This is a genomic window from Nonomuraea sp. NPDC049269 (genome assembly GCF_043197155.1).
Lineage (GTDB): Bacteria > Actinomycetota > Actinomycetes > Streptosporangiales > Streptosporangiaceae > Nonomuraea.
In genome coordinates, this window is record NZ_JBICSO010000001.1 from 568,218 (window position 1) to 585,581 (window position 17,364).

15 protein-coding genes are annotated in these 17,364 nt (G+C 70.1%); 9 read left to right on the top strand and 6 right to left on the bottom strand.

Annotation, left to right across the window (positions count from 1 at the left end):
• Positions 1 to 50: 50 nt before the first annotated feature.
• Entirely contained in the window at positions 51 to 1,295 is a 1,245-nt protein-coding gene (locus tag ACGFNP_RS02740; RefSeq protein ID WP_393314020.1) for an NAD(P)/FAD-dependent oxidoreductase, read from the top strand.
• An 18-nt stretch (positions 1,296 to 1,313) separates the two neighbouring features.
• On the opposite strand, the gene ACGFNP_RS02745 is transcribed toward ACGFNP_RS02740, so the two are convergent.
• Together ACGFNP_RS02745 and ACGFNP_RS02750 are read right to left on the bottom strand one after the other, a co-directional pair.
• The gene (locus tag ACGFNP_RS02745) at positions 1,314 to 3,224 is read right to left on the bottom strand and encodes a hypothetical protein (RefSeq protein WP_393314023.1); all 1,911 of its coding nucleotides are present in this window, start codon (positions 3,222 to 3,224) and stop codon (positions 1,314 to 1,316) included.
• A gap of 60 nt (positions 3,225 to 3,284) precedes the next feature.
• Positions 3,285 to 3,950 carry a DUF3459 domain-containing protein gene (locus ACGFNP_RS02750; RefSeq protein WP_393314026.1) on the bottom strand — a complete coding sequence of 222 codons (666 nt, stop codon included), beginning with the start codon at positions 3,948 to 3,950 and terminating at the stop codon, positions 3,285 to 3,287.
• A 16-nt stretch (positions 3,951 to 3,966) separates the two neighbouring features.
• On the opposite strand from ACGFNP_RS02750, the gene ACGFNP_RS02755 reads away from it, so the two are divergent.
• Entirely contained in the window at positions 3,967 to 4,113 is a 147-nt protein-coding gene (locus ACGFNP_RS02755; protein ID WP_393314029.1) for a hypothetical protein, read from the top strand.
• 132 nt (positions 4,114 to 4,245) lie between these two features.
• Here the strand turns inward: ACGFNP_RS02755 and ACGFNP_RS02760 are convergent, their stop codons facing one another.
• The gene (locus ACGFNP_RS02760) at positions 4,246 to 4,605 is read right to left on the bottom strand and encodes a DoxX family protein (protein ID WP_393314032.1); all 360 of its coding nucleotides are present in this window, start codon (positions 4,603 to 4,605) and stop codon (positions 4,246 to 4,248) included.
• A 688-nt stretch (positions 4,606 to 5,293) separates the two neighbouring features.
• Between ACGFNP_RS02760 and ACGFNP_RS02765 the strand changes: the two genes are divergently transcribed.
• The gene (locus ACGFNP_RS02765) at positions 5,294 to 6,736 is read left to right on the top strand and encodes a carboxylesterase/lipase family protein (protein ID WP_393314035.1); all 1,443 of its coding nucleotides are present in this window, start codon (positions 5,294 to 5,296) and stop codon (positions 6,734 to 6,736) included.
• A gap of 373 nt (positions 6,737 to 7,109) precedes the next feature.
• Here the strand turns inward: ACGFNP_RS02765 and ACGFNP_RS02770 are convergent, their stop codons facing one another.
• Positions 7,110 to 7,688 (bottom strand): helix-turn-helix domain-containing protein, encoded by a 579-nt coding sequence (locus tag ACGFNP_RS02770; protein ID WP_358341244.1) that lies wholly within the window; start codon positions 7,686 to 7,688, stop codon positions 7,110 to 7,112.
• Positions 7,689 to 7,782: 94 nt separating this feature from the next.
• Here ACGFNP_RS02770 and ACGFNP_RS02775 point away from each other — a divergent pair, with 94 nt between their 5' ends.
• From ACGFNP_RS02775 to ACGFNP_RS02790, 4 genes are all read left to right on the top strand, one after another.
• Positions 7,783 to 8,571 (top strand): SDR family oxidoreductase, encoded by a 789-nt coding sequence (locus ACGFNP_RS02775; protein ID WP_358341246.1) that lies wholly within the window; start codon positions 7,783 to 7,785, stop codon positions 8,569 to 8,571.
• A 90-nt stretch (positions 8,572 to 8,661) separates the two neighbouring features.
• Positions 8,662 to 9,783, top strand: coding sequence for an MBL fold metallo-hydrolase (locus ACGFNP_RS02780; RefSeq protein WP_358341248.1), 1,122 nt, complete (start codon positions 8,662 to 8,664; stop codon positions 9,781 to 9,783).
• Positions 9,765 to 10,997 carry an MFS transporter gene (locus ACGFNP_RS02785; protein ID WP_358341250.1) on the top strand — a complete coding sequence of 411 codons (1,233 nt, stop codon included), beginning with the start codon at positions 9,765 to 9,767 and terminating at the stop codon, positions 10,995 to 10,997. Before ACGFNP_RS02780 ends, ACGFNP_RS02785 begins: the two co-directional genes overlap by 19 nt.
• 127 nt (positions 10,998 to 11,124) lie before the next feature.
• A complete protein-coding gene (locus tag ACGFNP_RS02790; protein ID WP_393314040.1) occupies positions 11,125 to 12,048 on the top strand; it encodes a pirin family protein in 924 nt (307 codons plus the stop codon).
• Here the strand turns inward: ACGFNP_RS02790 and ACGFNP_RS02795 are convergent.
• Positions 12,045 to 14,366: a serine/threonine protein kinase gene (locus tag ACGFNP_RS02795; protein ID WP_393314043.1), complete on the bottom strand. Its 2,322-nt coding sequence runs from the start codon at positions 14,364 to 14,366 to the stop codon at positions 12,045 to 12,047. The genes ACGFNP_RS02790 and ACGFNP_RS02795 overlap by 4 nt on opposite strands.
• Before the next feature lie 79 nt (positions 14,367 to 14,445).
• Positions 14,446 to 15,495, bottom strand: a complete 1,050-nt coding sequence (locus ACGFNP_RS02800) for an Lrp/AsnC family transcriptional regulator (RefSeq protein ID WP_393314046.1) — start codon at positions 15,493 to 15,495, stop codon at positions 14,446 to 14,448.
• 143 nt (positions 15,496 to 15,638) lie between these two features.
• On the opposite strand from ACGFNP_RS02800, the gene ACGFNP_RS02805 reads away from it, so the two are divergent.
• Both ACGFNP_RS02805 and ACGFNP_RS02810 read left to right on the top strand, forming a co-directional pair.
• A complete protein-coding gene (locus ACGFNP_RS02805) occupies positions 15,639 to 17,111 on the top strand; it encodes an MFS transporter (RefSeq protein ID WP_393314049.1) in 1,473 nt (490 codons plus the stop codon).
• Positions 17,112 to 17,149: 38 nt separating this feature from the next.
• Positions 17,150 to 17,364: hypothetical protein (locus tag ACGFNP_RS02810; protein ID WP_393314051.1), on the top strand; the 215-nt coding region annotated here is incomplete at its 3' end.

The window sequence follows — 17,364 nt, forward strand, 5'->3', positions numbered from 1 at the left end:
CGATCCGGACGCGCTCCTCGCGACGCCGTCCCGGCTGCGATCATGGGAACATGCGTGTTGCGGTGATCGGTAGCGGAATCGTCGGAGCGTCCGCGGCCTGGTGGCTGAGCGGGCGCGGGGTGTCCGTGACGGTGGTGGACGGGGCCTTCAGCGGGCGGGCGACGGAGGCGGGCGCGGGGATCGTGTGCCCGTGGGTGGACCATGCCGAGGACGACGCCTGGTACGCGCTGGCGCGTGAGGGTGCTCGCCGCTATCCGGAGCTGGCGTCGGCGCTGGGCGCGGACATCGGATACGCGCGGGTGGGGGCGCTGCTGGTGGCCCGGGACCCGGCCGAACTGGAGCCGGTGCGCGCCCTCCTGCTGCGCCGCCGTCCGGAGGCGCCGGAAATGGGCGACATCACGGACGTGGCGGCTCCGTCGGCGCTGTTTCCGCCGCTCAGCCCGGAGCTGAGCGCGATCCATGTGCCGGGGGCCGCCCGGGTGGACGGGCGGGCCGTACGTGACGCCCTCCTCCACGCCGCCGTCCGCCGGGGCACCGAGCTCCGTACGGGGACCGCGACCCTCACCCCCGACGGCGCGGTGCGCCTCCACACCACCACCGGCTCCCCCGGCCCGAAGCCGCATACGGGGACGCCGGTCGGAGAGACGCCGGTCAAGGAGCTCAGGGCGCCGACTCGGGGAGACGACGTGCCGACCGAGAGGCTTGGGGCGCCGACCCAGGAAGACGAGGTGCCGACCGAGAGGCTCAGCGCTCCGGCCCAGGAAGACGGGGTGCGGGTGGAGGCCGATGCGGTGATCGTGGCCGCCGGGGCCTGGAGTGGGGAGGTGTGCCAGGCGCTGGGGGTGGAGCTCCCGGTGTTCCCCAGGCGCGGGCAGATCATGCATGCCGCCCTCGACGGCGTGGACACCGCCTCCTGGCCGATCGTGCTGCCGCGGAGCGGACCGTACCTGCTGGGGTTCCCCGGCTCGCGGCTGGTCGTCGGCGCGACCGTGGAGGACGCCGGGTTCTCGCCGTACGTCACCGTCGGCGGGATCCACGAGGTGCTGGCGGCGGGCCTGCGGGTGGCGCCCGGTCTGGACGGCGCGAGGGTGGTGGAGACCAGGGTGGGCCTGCGGCCGGTGCACGCGGCGGGCACGGCGCTCATCGAGCGGCTGACCGAGCGGGTGGTGGTGGCGACGGGCCTGGGCGCGTACGGCCTGACGGCGGGGCCGTTCACCGGCGAGATCGCCGCCGCGCTCGCACTGGGCGAGACCCCGCCCATCGACGTCCACCCTTACGCGCACACTCCAGCCTGAGCGCCGGCCGAAAGGGGGTCAGCGGACTGTCGGCTCGTAGGAGCCGAGAGCCGGGTAACCGTCCTCCATCCAGGCGCACATCCGCCAGTTCAGCTGCCACAGTCGCTCGCGGTCGGTCGTGTAGAGGGCGTACGTCTCGGCGAAGAACTCCTTGTTGGAGCTCTGCCCGTACGCGGTGAACGGCACGAAGCCCACCCGGCGGGCGTAAGCCGCGAACCTCGCCAGCCTGAATCCAGGCGCCGCCAGCCCGGGAATGAGGGTATGGCGGCTCAGCAGTACCTCGGTGACCAGAACGACCTTGCGCTCCTGGGCGGGGAGCAGCGCGTCGAGGCCTCGGGCGGCGGTCATCGTGGGCTCCGCCGTGGCGACGGCCGTCTTCTGGGCCTCCGCGTAGTGGCTGAGCAGCGCCTCGGCGTTCCCGGGCACGTCCGTTCTGAAGGCCTGCCAGCAGGCGTGCGCCGCTTCCGAGAAGGCGTCGTTGGCGGCGGTGTAGGCGCCGTAGGCGAGGGTCCAGGCGGTGAAGGCGGCGACGAAGGCGTTGGTGGTCGGCTGGGAGCGCAGGTACATGTCGAGCTGCTCGTAGGCGGTCCGCGGCTTGTCGCGGAGCCTGGCCAGTTCCCGGACGGCCTGCTCATGGGGGCACATGGTGACCACGTGGCCGATCTCGTGCAGGACGGTCGCGTCCCCGCCGGACCCGCTGTCTCCCGGCGGGCCACACGCCATTCGCGCCATTTGCTCAAAAATGACGTCATAGCAGTGCAGGTGCGGTGTCGGCTCGGTGGGCGGACCGTCGAGGTCGTCGCCGCCCATGCCGACGTGGGTCATACCGCCGTGGAAGCTGGCCACCTCGTCGGAGGTCAACGCGAAGTCGCGGATGAGCGACGTGCCGGTGAGCGCGCCGCGGTCGCCTGCCGGGATGCGGTCGAGCACGGAGGCGACCTGGCCGAGTTCGGCGGCGGTCCACTTCTTCTCGGCGCGTTTGGCGCCCGGTGGCCGATCGCCCACGCCGCCGAGCTGGAACGTCTGCTTGAGCGATGCCTTGCGCTCGTCCACGGTACGCGCCCGGGAGAGCCACGCGGGCAGCGGCCGATCCACGCCGTCGCCGAGCCGCTCGGCACGCACGCGACCGTCGTGGTCAGTGATCAGCTCGTAGCGCGCGTACCCGCCCGGGACAGGGATGGTCAGCGGCCAGACGGCACCCCGAAGGTCGAGGGGCGCGCCCTTGAGCATCATCTGAGTCGTCCGCAGGATGGCGTATTGGACGGCGTCGCGCTCGTGTGCGGGCACGAAGGAGAGGTCTGTCGTGTACCCCTCCCCCTCGATGTCCCGGCTCACGTTCGCGTACGCCGCGGGCAGCCCGTACAGCGGCAGGACATACCGGTACAACGTCAGCCCCGGCCCGTTGCCACCCCCGAGCAGCAGCTGCACGACCCGGCGCGTCAGCACGGGAAGCGCGGTGTCCTGGTACAGGTCCTGGCGAGTGAGCGCGCGTAACCTGACGACGCCGTCGGCGCAGGGGCGAACGGTGACCGCGCAGCGGCGCAGTCCGGCGAGTATGCGATCGCGGACCCGGTTGTCGGTGAGGCTCATGGCGGGCCATCTGTCGAGCAGCGCGAGCAGGTAGGCACCGAACACGCGCTCCCAGCCGGCCCCCAGCGCGTCGCCGTCCTCCACGGTCAGGGCGACACCGGCCAGCTCCGCCGACGTGATCGGGCTGATCTCCAGCCATTGGCTGAGGAAGTCGCCGAACGTGAACGCGTCTTTGTCCTGGTCGTACGTGGTGCACGCGGCGACGAGCAGCGCGTCCATGGCTTTGAGGCGCTTCGTCCGGACCTGGCGATCGACAGCCACCCGGCTTCCGGCCAGGGCTTGCCGGACTTCGATCAGCTTGCTGAGCACCGCACGCGAATCGGACAGTCCTGGGTCCATGGATGGCTACCTCTCCCTCGCTGGAACGTTCCCGACGGTAACCTCCCGAGGTCTGGTTTCCTATGCCGTGACCGGAACCGGCCACTTGTCGGAAGTCACCGAGAAGAGGCGCGCCTCGAACGGTGCGAGGTCGACCGCGCCAGCCGGATGGTCTCGCTCATCGGCGGTCGCGTGCGACGACCACAGCGCCCGCCCGGTACCGCTGAAGGCGATCCTCTGATGACGGTCGGAAAGGTTCACCGCCACAAGAACCACGTCTTCTCCGCCGCCGCGGAGGTAGGCGAGGTGGTCCGGGTGGTGGGAAAGCATGGTGATGCCGCCTCGGCGCAGGGCGGCCAGCTCGCGCCGGAGCATCAGGAGTTCTTTGACGCGGCACAGAACCGAGCGGGGGCTGAGTTCCTGGCTCTCGACGCTGAACTGTCCCGCCCACGACGGTATGGGGAGCCATGTCGCGACGTCATCGGGAGCGAATCCGGCATGCGCCGGCTTCTCGCGCCACGGCATGGGCATCCGCTGTGGGTCCCGGCCGAGCCCGAGGCCGGGCGCGCGTAGTTCGGCGCAGTCGCGGGCATGCCTGCCGTCGACCGGGGCGTCGGGCAGGCCGAGTTCGTCGCCGTAGTAGAGCGTCGGCGTTCCCTTGAGCGTGAGCAGCAGGGCCAGTGCGCCGGGGACGCGGTCCGGTCCGATCCGGCTGGCGAGACGCGACCTGTCGTGGTTGCTCAGCACCCAGTTGGGGTGGGCGTTGCCCAATGTCTTGATCAGTCCGCACACCGCGGCCCTCGCAGCCGACGAGGAGGCGGCCGTCGTCGAGCTGTTCGCCGACAATGCCACTCGGCTGCTCAACGGGCAGCCGCTCGTGAACGTCGTCGACACGGTCGAGTTCTACTGACCTGACTGGGTTCTCCTCGAGATCAGGCTTGGCCGGGACCGGCGTTGTTCGTCGTTCGCGGATCCTCCCCCTGAGGGTCCGCACGGCGCGGCGCGGCACGCCCCCCGGGGTGTGGCCAGACGCCGCGCCGGGTCAGCCGGTGAAGGGCTGGAGGCCGAAGCGGCCCCACGCCACGAAGCCGGCCAAGGCGAGATAGGCCAGGTTCACCACGATTGCCGGGATCTCGTGACGGCGGAGGTGCGTGATCATCGCGCCGATCATCAGCGGCACCAGAACCGGCGCGATGCCGAGCGCGGCGGGCAGGACCAGGCCCACCGCGGCCAGGATCTCGATGACTCCGATGGCCTTGACGCCGCCGGCGCTGAAGTCTTCGGCCCAGGGCCCGACGGAGGTGGCGGTGAACTTCTCCTTGGGCAGGATCAGCTTGATGACGCCGCTGGTCAGGAAGGCAGCGGCCAGCAGTCCGGCGATGATCCACAGAGCGATGTTCATGAGGGGTCTCCTCGTAGGGTCAGAGCCGGCGAGAGTGCCACATGAGGGTGACCAGGGCGAGGCCGATCTGGCGGACCGTGGTGTAGCCGGGAGTGGTCGGGGTGCCGGTCATGATGTCGCTTTCGCTTGATGTGTGTTCGTCTCACCAGTACGACGACACAACCCCTCGGAAGGTGAGGCGGCGGCGGCCTGGTCGCGTGCTCCACCTCGTACGCAACCCCGAGAAGCTCCCCCTTGGACGACTGTTCCGGTTGATGATTCCTGGGTTGGCGGGGGAGGCTGAGGGAGCCTGGCCGCAGAGAGCACGGAGGAGATCCGTCATGTCTTCACGCCGTTCATGAAGTCCCTGATGAAACCGTCCAGAGCGCGCGGGCGAGCTTCGTCAAAGACTGTCTGGCCCTGCGGTCGCGGGACGACATCGGCCAGGTGGCGTCTCCCACACGAAGCGATCCAGGTCTGTCGCCAGGAGAACCGGCGTTGGTGCCGGTATGACCGGCGTCACCGCGTTCAATCTGATCCGGCAGGGCGCGTGGTGGACCGGCGCCCCCATCCGTGGCACCCGCGAGTCTCACCTGGAACGACTCGCCGACCTCAGAATGGCCACATGAACCGAATCGGCCAGCAGAGTGTGGAACACCCGGCGTTCCTCGCCGAACAGCACTGAAGATCAATCGCGATGGAGGGCAACATGACGACGATCTCGTCCGGCGAGATCAGCGGTGTCGATGACGACGGTGTCGCGGTCTTCAAGGGCATCCCGTTCGCGAAGAGCCCGTTCGGCGAGCACCGGTTCGCCGCGCCGGTGCCCCCGGACCCGTGGGACGGCACCTTCGAGGCCACCTCGTACGGCCCGCGCCCGCCGCAGCCCGCGATGTTCCCCGGGCAGGCGCCATGGAGCTCGGCCGACGGGCTGGACATCCTCACCGTCAACGTCTGGACGCCCGAACTCGGAGGTTCCGGGCTGCCGGTGATGGTGTGGATCTACGGCGGCGCCTACTGGCTGGGCTCGGCCGACTGGCCGGACTACGACGGGGCGCGGCTGGCCCGAGGCGGCGTGGTGGTCGTCACGTTCAACTACCGGGTCGGCATGGAGGGCTTCGGCCACGTCGACGGCGCCCCGGCGAACCGGGCGCTGCTCGACCAGGTGGCGGCGCTGCGATGGGTGCGGGAGAACATCGCGGTGTTCGGCGGCGACCCGGACAACGTCACGATCTTCGGCGAGTCGGCGGGCGGCGGATCGGTGGCGGCGCTGCTGGCGATGCCGCAGGCCGACGGGCTGTTCAGGCGGGCGATCGCGCAGAGTGTACCGGGGATGTTCTTCTCCTCCGAGTACGCGGCCCGCGTCACCGAGTCGATCATGCGCAGGCTCGGGGGCGGCTCGCCGTACGACAAGACGCCCGAGGGGCTGACGGCGGCGGCGAGCGCGGTCGCGAACGAGGAGATCCGCGGCGATGCCGAGCTTTGGGGGGCGATGGCGTATTCGGCGATGCCATTCGCGCCGGTGGTCGATGGGGAGGTGCTGCCCGGGACGCCGTGGGAGGTGCTGGCAAGCGGGGCGAGCCGCGACGTCGAACTGATCGTGGGCTTCAACCGAGACGAATACCGGACCTTCCACGCGATGAGCGGGGAATGGGATCTGGAAGGCGCGCTGAAGGCGCTCGCCCCCGGCGGGGCCGACGCCGCCTACCGGGCCGGGCTGCCGGGGGTGACGGACGAGGAGCTGTACATCCGGCTGATGTCGGACTGGATCTTCAGGATGCCCAGCGTACTGTTAGCCGACGTTCACTCGGGGCCGACGTACGCCTATGAGCTGACCTGGGCCCCCGACCCGATGCTGGGGGCCTGCCACGGGCTGGACGTGCCGCTCACGTTCGGGACGACGTCGGGGCCGATCGCGGCGATGATGGCCGGAGGCTCGCCGGATCTGGAAGGTCTGTCGGAGCAGTTCCGTACGGCCTGGACGCGCTTCGCCACCACGGGCGATCCGGGCTGGCCGCGCTACGAGGCGGGGATCGGGATCACGCACCTGTTCGACGTGGAGCCGTCGGACGTGGCCGATCCCGAGGCGGTCTCGCACGCGATCTGGTCGGCCCGCGACTTCCAGCCTCATGGCGACGGAAAGGACACCTAGCGGGAGCTATGAGGTCGGCCGCCAGCAGACTCGGCCTCCGCTCTTCGCTCTCCGGCGCTGGCCGTCGCCGTCGCCGTCGCCGGTGGCCGGTCGCCGATCGCCGATCGCCGATCGCCGGCAGACTCGGTCTCCACTCCCCGGTCTCCGCTCTCTGCTCTCCGGCGCTGGCCGTCGGCAGTCGCCGGTGGCCGGTGGCCGGTCGCCGGTCGCCGGTCGCCGGTCGCCGGTCGCCGGTCGCCGGTCGCCGGTCGCCAGCAGACTCGATCTACACTCCCCACTCCCCGGCCTCCGCTCTCCGGTGCTGGCCGTCGGCCGTTGCCGACCTCCGGCAGCCGACAGGCGGTAGCCGCTGGAGAGTGAGCGCTCCGGCCGTCTAACTCAGGCCCCGGTCGGTGCCGACGCCGCGGAGCAGGGTGTCGACCAGGAGCGTCGCCAAGGCGTCGGCGTCGTCGCCCTGGCTCTGCGCGGCCTCATGGATCAGCGCGTAGTAGACGCGCCTGGCCCACGCCACATCCACGTCGGCCCGCAGCAGGCCGGTGGCCTGCGCCTTGCGGAACAGCCGGTCGCACTTCTCCTCGACCGCCGAATGCACTTGGGCCACCGCGGGATCCGCCGACGCGCGGCTCATGGTGAACCCCCAGTCGATCTTCACCCGCAGCACGCTGGCCGTGACCTGGTAGAGCGCGACCAGCGGCGGCGTGGTCTCGGAGCTCGCGGAATCGACGGCCGCCGCGAACTGCCGGGCGGCCCACGACTCCATCGCGCTGACCAGCGCATCGCGGGACGCGAAACGCCGGTGCACGGTCGTACGGGCGACCCCGGCCGCCTCGGCGATCTGCTCCATGCTGGCCGACGGATTCTTGCTGAGCACGCGCTCGGCTGCCTCGAGGATCGTACGCACGGTCCGTTCGGCGTCCGAACGCAGTGCCCGTCCCTGCTGAATCGCTTCCACAGTGAGACCATACACTCCAGAGTTGCATCACCGATGTTGCAAGTGCTACGTTCTCGGCATCACCAGCGACGCAACTACAGAAGGGCACACCGCCATGGACATGAGCCTCACCGGCAAGACCGCCGTCGTCACCGGCGCCAGCCGGGGCCTCGGGCTCGCCATCGTCGCCGCGCTGCGGGCGGAGGGGATGCGGGTCGTGGCCGGTTCGCGGACGATCTCGCCCAAGCTGAAGGAGACCGGCGCGACGGCGGTAGCCGTCGACCTGTCCGCCGCCGAAGGCCCGGCCGAGCTGATCGGCACCGCCCTGGCCGAGTTGGGCGAGCTCGACCTGCTGGTCAACAACGTGGGCGGGGGCGACGGCGGCGAGGGACAGCTCGACGGATTCCTGGGCTTCAGCGACGAGCATTGGCACCAGACCCACGAGCTCAACTTCCTCAGCGCGGTCCGCGCCACCAGGGCCGCCCTGCCCAGCCTGCTCCGCCGGGGCGGAGCCGTGGTCAACATCTCCTCCAACGGCGCCCGCATGCCGCACGCCGGTCCGATCACCTACACCACGGCCAAGGCCGCGCTGACCGCGTTCGGCAAGGCGCTGGCCGAGGAGTTCGGACCTCAGGGGGTGCGGGTCAACACCATCTCCCCCGGCCCGTCGCTCACCTCGATGTGGGAGGACCCCAACGGCTACGGCGCGGCTCTCGCGGCCAAGATGGGCCTGGAGCACCACCAACTCCTGGCGGGGCTGCCGTCAAGCACGGGGATGACGACGGGTAAGTTCGTCGCACCGGAAGAGATCGCCACCTTGGTGACGTATCTGGCCTCGCCGCATGCCGCGAGCGTCAACGGCGCGGACTACGTCATGGATGGCGGAGCGATCAAGACTGTCTGAATCTATCGCGATATATCGTCCAAATCGGGAACATCGGAGATATCGCGATCAGTTGAGGTTGGTGGACCGACTTTCAGGGGAGTGTGAGCGATGGCGGGAATGCGGACGGCACGACGGATCCTCGTAGGCGGGGCGGCCTTGGCCGCGGCGGGCTGGGCCCTCCGCGACGTACCCGCCGAGCTGGGCGTGCGGCCTTTGACCTCGGGACCGGACCGGGTGGCCAGGATGCGGCGTTCGCCGCAGTTCAAGGACGGCACCTTCTACAACCCGATGCCGGAGTCCACCACCCTGATGACCACGCCGCCCGCGGGCCTGCTGCGCGAGCTGGCCAAGGACAGGGACCAGCGCAGACCGGGCGGCCCCATCCCGCTGCGCGTCCCGCCGACCGGCGACCCGTCGCCGACCGGCCTGAGCGCGATCTGGTACGGCCACGCGTCCACGCTGGTCGAGATCGAGGGCCGCCGGGTGCTGTTCGACCCGGTGTGGAGCAGGCGGCCGTCGCCGTCGCAGCTCGTCGGGCCGAAGCGGCACCACCCGCTGCCCGTCCAGCTCAACAAGTTGCCGCCGATCGACGCCATCGCGATCTCGCACGACCACTACGACCACCTTGACATGGCGACCGTGCGCTCGCTCACCGCGACACAGAAGGCGCCGTTCCTGGTGCCCCTGGGCATCGGCGCCCACCTGGAACGATGGGGCGTGCCCGCCTACCGGATCATCGAGCTCGACTGGGACGAGGAGGCGGAGGTCGCCGGGCTGCGCTTCGTCGCGACAGCCGCCCGTCACTTCTCCGGCCGCATGTTCACCCGCAACGACACGCTGTGGGGCTCGTGGGTCGTGGCCGGGGCGAGCAAGCGGGTCTTCTACGCGGGCGACTCCGGCTACTTCGAGGGCTATCAGGGCATCGGGTCGGCCCACGGCCCGTTTGACCTGACGCTGATGCCGATCGGCGCCTACAGCCCGGCCTGGCCCGACATTCACATGAACCCGGAAGAGGCGATCAACGCCCACCTCGACCTGGGCGGCAAGCTGCTGTTGCCGGTGCACTGGGCGACCTTCACGCTCGCGCTGCACCCGTGGGCGGAGCCGGTGCAGCGGCTGTGGCGCGAGGCGAAGGCCCGCGACGTCAAGATCGTGGTGCCACGCCCCGGCGAGGCAGTGGACACCGACGGCGCCCCGGCCGTCGACGGCTGGTGGGAGACCCTGGGCTGACCACCTTCGCACACACCCGGCGGGCCTGCTACGCCGGGTACATCACCCAGGCCATCGTCAACAACCTGGCACCCCTGCTGTTCATCGTCTTCCAGACCCGCTACCAGGTGCCGTACGAGATGCTGGGCCGCCTGGTCCTGCTCAACTTCGCCACTCAGCTCGTCACCGACCTGGTCGCGGTCAAGGTGGTGGACCGGACGGGCTACCGGGTGCCCCTGGTGCTGGCGCACGTGTTCAGCGTGGCCGGGCTGGTGCTGCTGGCGGTGGCTCCGTCGGCGCTGCCGTCCCCTTACTGGGGGCTGGCCGTGGCGGTCGTGGTCTACGGGATCGGCGGCGGGCTGCTGGAAGTCCTGGTCAGCCCGGTGGTGGACGCCCTGCCCGCGCCGAAGGAGCACCGGGCCGCCACGATGAGCCTGCTGCACTCCTTCTACTGCTGGGGTCAGGTCGCCGTCGTGCTGGGCACGACGCTGATCCTGGCCTGGATCGGCGACTCGGCCTGGCAGGTGCTGCCGCTGCTGTGGGCCTTCGTACCGCTGGGGGGCCTCGTGCTCTTCCTGCGGGTCCCGCTGCCCGCGACGGTGCCCGACGAGCACCGGACCGGGCTCGGGGCGCTGCTGCGGACCCCGTCGTTCGCGGCGGCGCTGCTGCTGATGCTCTGCGCGGGAGCGGCCGAGCTGACCATGTCGCAGTGGTCCTCGCTCTTCGCGGAGCAGGGGCTGGGCGCGGCCAAGGTGTGGGGAGACCTCGCGGGGCCGTGCCTGTTCGCGGTGCTCATGGGGCTCGGCCGGATCGCCTACGGGCTCTGGGGCAGCCGGATCCCCCTGCTGCCCGCCGTGATCGCCTGCGGCGCGCTGGCGACCGCCTGCTACCTCGCCGCCGCCCTGGCCCGGGACCCGGTGCTCAGCCTGGTCGGGTGCGCGCTGTGCGGGCTGGCGGTCAGCCTGATGTGGCCCGGGACGTTCAGCCTGACGGCCGCGCGCTTCCCGTTGGGCGGGGCCGCGATGTTCGGGGTCCTGGCGATGTTCGGCGACGCGGGCGCGGCGGCGGGACCGTGGCTGGCGGGCGCCGTCGCCGACGGTGATCTGCTCGACGACGGCTCCGGACTCCGTGCCGGGCTACTGGTCGGCACCGTCTTCCCGCTCGCGGTCGTCGTGGTGGGGATCGCGCAGTCGCTCCTGATCCGCCGCCGCACCACTGCCCCCGCCGAGAACTGATCCATGCAGTCGTACAGTCCGCGCCGGGAGCTGGTCCATACAGGTCATACAGTCCGTGCCGAGAACTCGGCTCCCCGGCCGCACGGTCCCCGCCGGGAGCTGATCCGCGCAGTCGTACAGTCTTAACGTGAGCAACCTGGAACAGGACCCCCGCGAGATCCGCTGCGGCGTCGAGGCCGGTGGCGGGGAGACCGAGCTGCTCGCCGGGCGTGCGGTGCCGCTGGGCGGTCCGCGAGGCATGTCGGTGAGCCGGACGCTGCCCAACGCGCATCGCCGCATGATCGGCGCGTGGTGCTTCGTGGACGCATACGGCCCCGAGGTGGCGACGATGCGGGTGCCTCCGCACCCGCATACCGGCCTGCAGACCGTGAGCTGGCTGGTCGCGGGTGAGGTGCTGCACCGTGACAGTGTCGGCAGTCTCCAGGAGGTACGGCCCGGCCAGCTGAACCTGATGACCGCCGGACGCGGCATCTCCCACTCCGAGGAGTCACGCGAGACCCTGCTGCACGGCGTGCAACTGTGGGTGGCGCTGCCCGGTGAGCACCGGCGGACCGGGCCCGGGTTCGAGCACCACGCGGCGCTGCCCGCGCTGTCCGGCCCCGGCTTCGCCGCCACGGTGATCATGGGGTCGCTCGGCGGCGTGACCTCGCCGGCGACCACTTTCAGCCCCCTGGTGGGCGCCGAAGTGGCCGTCGAAGGGAGCGCCGAGGTGCCGCTCGATGCGGGATTCGAGCACGGTGTGCTGCTGCTCGCCGGACAGGTCGAGCCGCTGGAGGCGGGACCGCTGCTCTACCTGCCGCCCGGCCGTACCCGGCTGCGGTTGAGCGGGCGCGGACGGGTGCTGCTGATCGGCGGCGAGCCGTTCGGCGAGGAGATCGTGATGTGGTGGAACTTTGTCGGCCGCGACCACGACGAGATCGTCGCCTTCCGCAAGGAATGGATGGAGGGCGAGGGGTTCGGCGCCGTCGAGGGCTTCGACGGCGGCCCGCTCCCCGCGCCCGTCCTGCCGGGCACCCGGCTGCGGCCCAGGGGTCGCGTGCGCGAGAGCTAGTTCCGGTGCGTGAAGGTGTAGATCACGTCCATGTTCGAGCCGTTCGTCGGCATCTCGGCCAGCAGGCGCACCGCGGTGCCCGTGAAGTCGACCACCTGCACCTGCTGCTTCTCCGCGCTCGCGTCGGGCCTGACCCAGCAGACCAGGTGGCTGTCGTCGTACCAGGTGGCCAGGCCGGAGCAGGGTGACTCGAAGCGCTTCAGCTCGGCGCCGGTCTGGGTGTCGTAAACGCAGTTGTTGCCGCTGCCCAGGCCGGGGCAGTTGGTGACGAACTGCTTGCCCGACGGCGAGAACAACGAGTCGGCGATGCCCGGGCCCACGTTCGGGATGCGGCGTATCCGGAGTCCGTTCTCGTCGAAGAAGCGCAACGCCTGCTGTTTGGTGTCGTTCGACAGGGCCACCACGCCCGTGTCGGTGTGGTCGAAGCCGTAACGGATGCCGTGCAGCGAGCCCTCTCTGAGGGATGCGACCGTGGCCTGCCTGGTGGCGACGTTCACGATCGCGAACCCGGTCGACTGCCACACGCCCTTCACCGGATTGCCGACGTTGAACAGCAGGCGGCCGCTGTCACGCGACCAGCCCTGCACGTACGCGCTGAGCGGCTGGCGCGAGGTCTTGACCGTGAACGCCTCACCCGTCACCTTGTCGGTGATCTTGACGCTGTCGTAGCCGTCGACGAAGTTCTTGCCACGCTGGGCCAGGTACCTGCCGTCGGGCGACAGCATGCTCTCCCACATGTTCGGATATTTCGTGAACGATCCGGTCAGCGTGTCACGGGCGTAATAGATCCAGTCCCGGGTCTTGGCGTCGCGGACCATGTAGGTGGTGAGCCGGACGGCGTCGCCCGGGTTCTCGTAGATGACCGCGTCGGTGCCGGGGAGCGTCGAGGTGACCAGGTTCGCGGTGGGAATGGCCACCGGGGCCGGAGACGTGCTCTTCGTACTCGGGGAGGGGGTGGGGGTCGGCGGGCCGGGCAGATTGATCAGCGCGACGGCCACCACGGCGATGGTCGCGACGATGGCCACGGCCGCGGCGATCGACGCCACCACGTAGCTCTTCTTGCCGCCCGACCGGGATGGCGGCACCGGCAGGCCGACGTACTGCGGAGACTGCCCCGCCGCGGTCGGGGAGACCCACTGCGGCTGCTGGTGCGCTCCTGACTGTGGTTGCGGCCCCTGGGGTGGCGGACCATACGGGTGCGCCGCCTGCGGACCTTCGGGGTGTCCTCCCGACTGTGGTTGCGGCCTCTGGGGTGGTGGACCATAGGGGGGCGCCGCCTGCGGGGCTTGCGCGTGCGGTCCCGACTGCGCGTACGGCGGCGCTGCCTGCGGTGGTGGCGGTTGCTGGTGCGGTCCCGACTGCGCGTACGGAGGCTGCCCGTATTGGGGTTGCGGGTACTGGGGCTGGAACCCCTGCTGGGGCGGGAATTGGGGCTGCGGCGAAGGCGGGGGTGGGGGCGAGAAGCCGCTGACCACCGCGGCTGCCTGCTCCAGTTCGGCGGGGTTTGAGGTGGGGTGTTCCAGCAGCCGCATGATCACCTGTTCGGCGGTGGGCCGCCGGATGGGGTCCTTCGACAGGCAGGCGGCCACGAGTTCGCGCAGCGGCCCGGTGAGCCGGGACAGATCGGGCTCGTCGTAGAGGACCTGGTTGACGATCAGCGGCACCGACTCCGCCTCGAACGGCCCGGTGCCGGTGGCGGCGAACACCATGGTGCTCCCCCACGCGAACATATCCGCGGGCGGCCCCACCGGGTGCTCCAGAACCTGCTCCGGAGCCATGAACGCGGGCGTCCCCACCGGCGTGGACGTGATCGTCGAGGTGGCGTCGAGCGCCTTCGCGATGCCGAAGTCGATCACCCGCGGACCCTCGCCGGCGAGCAGCACGTTGTTCGGGCTGAAGTCGCGGTGCACGATGCCCGCCTGGTGGATGGCCGCCAGCGCGGTGACCGTCCCGATGGCCAGCCGGTACAGGGAGGCGTCCGCCCGCGGCCCCTCCTCTGCCACCACTTGCTGCAGCGGCGGACCTTCGACGTACTCGCTGACGATGAACGGCCGCTCCTCGTGCACCCCGGTCGCCAGCACCTTCGCCGTGCAGAACGGCGCCACCCGCTGCGCCACGGCCGCCTCCCGCGCGAACCGCTCGGCCGCGACCGCGTCGCCCGCCAGGTGCGGACGTAACCACTTGATGGCGGCCTGGCCGCCCTGCTCGTCGACGCCCAGGTACACGACGCCTTGTCCGCCTTCTCCCAGCCGTCCGCGGATCTCGTAACCTCCGAGACCGGCGGGATCTCCTGCTCTCAGCTCACTCATCGACGGCATGACCAAATTATGGACATGCTTCTTGCGAATGACTTAACTGCGCCTGTGGGTAAAATTACCGCTTCGGACCTACACATCATCAGTTTCCGCGGGCGAACGAAGCGGCGGGGGTCAGCGGGCCCGCTGCCTTGACGGTGTGCAGGACGGGGGCCGTTTCGAGCGCGTGAATGGCATCGAGGCCGCCCAGCCGGTGCGTGAGGTAATCGTGCAGGTCGGCGGGGCTGCGGCAGAGGGCGTTGGCCAGCAGATTGGTCCGGCCGGTGGTGGCGGCCACCAGGGCGAGTTCACGGTGACCGGCCAGGGTGGTCGCGACGCGGTCGAGGTGCCCTGGTTGGACGGTCATCCAGAGCAGGGCTTGGGTGGTGGCTCCGAGGACGGCGGGCGCGATCTCGACGTCGAAGAAGATCGCGCCGTTGGCGCGGAGGTCGGCGAGGCGGCGGGCCACCGTGGCTTGGGATACACCGGTAGCCGCGGCGAGGTCGGCGTGCGTGGCCCGGCCGTCTTGGCGCAGAGCGTCGATCAGATCATGGTCGGCACGCGTCAGCGGCGCTCGGAGAGGCGACGTATCAGTCGCCGGTGGTCGAGGAGACAGCTCACCGGTCGCCGATGATCGACTGGCCGGCGGGTCGGTGGCGCGGGGCGGTTCGAGCTGCTGTTGTTGCTGGTCGGTGAGGGCCTCGAGGTGTCCTCGCCACGCGGTCGGCCCGCCCAGGTAGGTGTGCAGCAGGCAGTGGGCGGAGACCGCGGTGATGCTCGCTCTGCGAGGGATGTCGTGCAGCAACAGTGTGGGTACGGCCTGCGTGTCGCTTGACGCGTGAATGACGGCGAAGATCTCCGTGCCCCCGGAGGCCAGTTTGACCCACGAGGTATCGGCTCGCCGGGCCAGCGACTGAGAAAGGTCCTGCACGGTGGACGGAGTGGCGGTGAGCCGGATCATCCACTGGTTCTGGCCTGCCCGGTCCGGGTTGGGGAGCCCGACCACACGAAGGGCGGCCTCGGCGCGCAGTCGCCGGTAGCGGCGGGCCACGGTCTGCGTCGACGTACCGAGCACCTCGGCGATGCGGCCGAAGGGTGCTCGCCCGTCAATGTGCAGGGCGTGGATCAGACCTCGGTCCACCTCGTCGAGCATGGGGATTTCCCTCATAAATCCGGCAGTCATGGAAGATACTCTCCAACATTACGTTCCAGATGGAACAACTGGCCCCGGCTTCTCCAGTCTGGGATCCCCGCCGAGCTGTCGGCGGGGGTTCGCGGCACTGGAGAGGAATGCGAATGTCTGAACGTGTGGTGGCGGCCTACCGGTGGCGGTGGGTGGCGCTGGCGGCGTTGCTGCTGGCCGAGGCGATGAATCTGCTGGACTCGACGATCGTGCAGGTCGCCACCCCGGCGATCCGGGCCGACTTGGGTGGGTCGGCGGCGGACATGCAGTGGTTCAGCACGGCGTACACCTTGCCGTTCGCCCTGCTGCTGATCACCGGCGGCCGGCTGGGCGACATCGCCGGCCGGCGGCGGGTCTTTCGGATCGGTGTCACTGGATTCCTGGGCGCTTCGGTGGCCTGCGCCCTGGCGCCATCGGTCGGGATGCTGATCGGCTTCCGCGTCGTGCAGGGCGCTGCGGCCGCGGCGGTCATTCCGCAGACCATCGGACTGATCCGCGCGATGTTCGATGGGGAGGAGTCCGATGGGGAGGAGATGTCCAAGGCCCTGGGCAGCATCGGCCCCGTCATGGGTTTGGCCGCTGTCTGCGGGCCCGTTCTCGGGGGCGTGCTGACTCACGCCGATCTGTTCGGCTCGTCATGGCGGGCAGCGTTCCTGGTCAACGTCCCGCTCTCTGCCGCCGTGCTGGCCGTCGCGCCGCTCCTGATCGAGGACCACGCGCCGGCGCGACCGAGCCTTGACCCCATCGGCACCGCGCTGGCGATGCTCGGCACCGCCCTGATCGTCTACCCGCTGATCGGTGCCGACACAGCGCACCTGCCGATGGGGACGTGGGGCGCCATCGGCCTCGGGCTGGCCGTGATCGCCGGTTTCGGCCTGCATCAGCGGCGCAGTGCCGGGCTTGGCCGCAGCTCGCTGGTGGAGACCAGCCTGTTCGCGCACCGCGCTTTCCCGGCCGCGCTGGTGACGTCCACCCTGTTCTTCGCGGTGACGACCGGGCTGATGTTCGTCGTGGTCCTGCACCTGCAGCTGGGGTTGGGCACCGATGTACGCACCGCGGGCCTGACCATGGTGCCTTGGTCGGTGGGCTTGGCGGTGTCCTCTTGGGTCGCGGGCGCGTATCTGGTTCCTCGGCACGGACGGCGGGTGATGTTCGCCGGACTCGCCACGCTGGCGATCGGCGTGCTGGCCGCCGTCGCCGTGTACCACGCGGCCGGCTCTACTGGCTATCCCACGCCACTGCTCGGCGCCCTGGGAGTCGCGGGTCTCGGTGTCGGGATGTTCACCCCGTCGTTCTTCACCACCGCGCTGAAGCCGCTCAGACCACAGGAGATCGGCTCGGCCGCCGGCCTGCTCAACGCCGTCCAGCAACTCGGCGCGACGCTCGGCGTCGCCGTCCTGGGTAGTGTTTATTTCGATGGGGTCCGGTCGGGCTCGCCGGGTAGCGCGGTCCAAGTGACCTTCTGGGTCGCGGGTGGATTGCTCGTGGCGAGCTTCCTCTCCACCCTGCTGATGACAACGGTCAACCCGCGGTTACAGGATCATCCCTCAGGGAGTAAAGAGGCCCTCCTCGACCTCGACTCATAACGGAGCGTGCTGGAATGATCACCGCTAGGATTCTCGCCATGACAACCCTCCAAGATCTGGGCGGCCGGGTGGCGCGCCTGGAAGAGCGCACGGACAACCAGCGAGAAGACATCAAGGTCTTCGGCCCAGAACTGTCGAAGATTATGGAGACTCAGAACAAGCACTCGCTGAGACTCGACCAACTGGCGGAGACTCAGAACAAGCACTCGCTGAGACTCGACCAACTGGCGGAGACTCAGAACAACCACACGCT

Coding starts and splice junctions, on each gene's coding strand:
- ACGFNP_RS02740 (WP_393314020.1), top strand. CDS start 51: ATGCGTGTTGCGGTGATCGGTAGCGGAATCGTCGGAGCGTCCGCGGCC.
- ACGFNP_RS02745 (WP_393314023.1), bottom strand. CDS start 3,224: ATGGACCCAGGACTGTCCGATTCGCGTGCGGTGCTCAGCAAGCTGATC.
- ACGFNP_RS02760 (WP_393314032.1), bottom strand. CDS start 4,605: ATGAACATCGCTCTGTGGATCATCGCCGGACTGCTGGCCGCTGCCTTC.
- ACGFNP_RS02765 (WP_393314035.1), top strand. CDS start 5,294: ATGACGACGATCTCGTCCGGCGAGATCAGCGGTGTCGATGACGACGGT.
- ACGFNP_RS02775 (WP_358341246.1), top strand. CDS start 7,783: ATGGACATGAGCCTCACCGGCAAGACCGCCGTCGTCACCGGCGCCAGC.
- ACGFNP_RS02780 (WP_358341248.1), top strand. CDS start 8,662: ATGGCGGGAATGCGGACGGCACGACGGATCCTCGTAGGCGGGGCGGCC.
- ACGFNP_RS02795 (WP_393314043.1), bottom strand. CDS start 14,366: ATGCCGTCGATGAGTGAGCTGAGAGCAGGAGATCCCGCCGGTCTCGGA.
- ACGFNP_RS02800 (WP_393314046.1), bottom strand. CDS start 15,495: ATGCTCGACGAGGTGGACCGAGGTCTGATCCACGCCCTGCACATTGAC.
- ACGFNP_RS02805 (WP_393314049.1), top strand. CDS start 15,639: ATGTCTGAACGTGTGGTGGCGGCCTACCGGTGGCGGTGGGTGGCGCTG.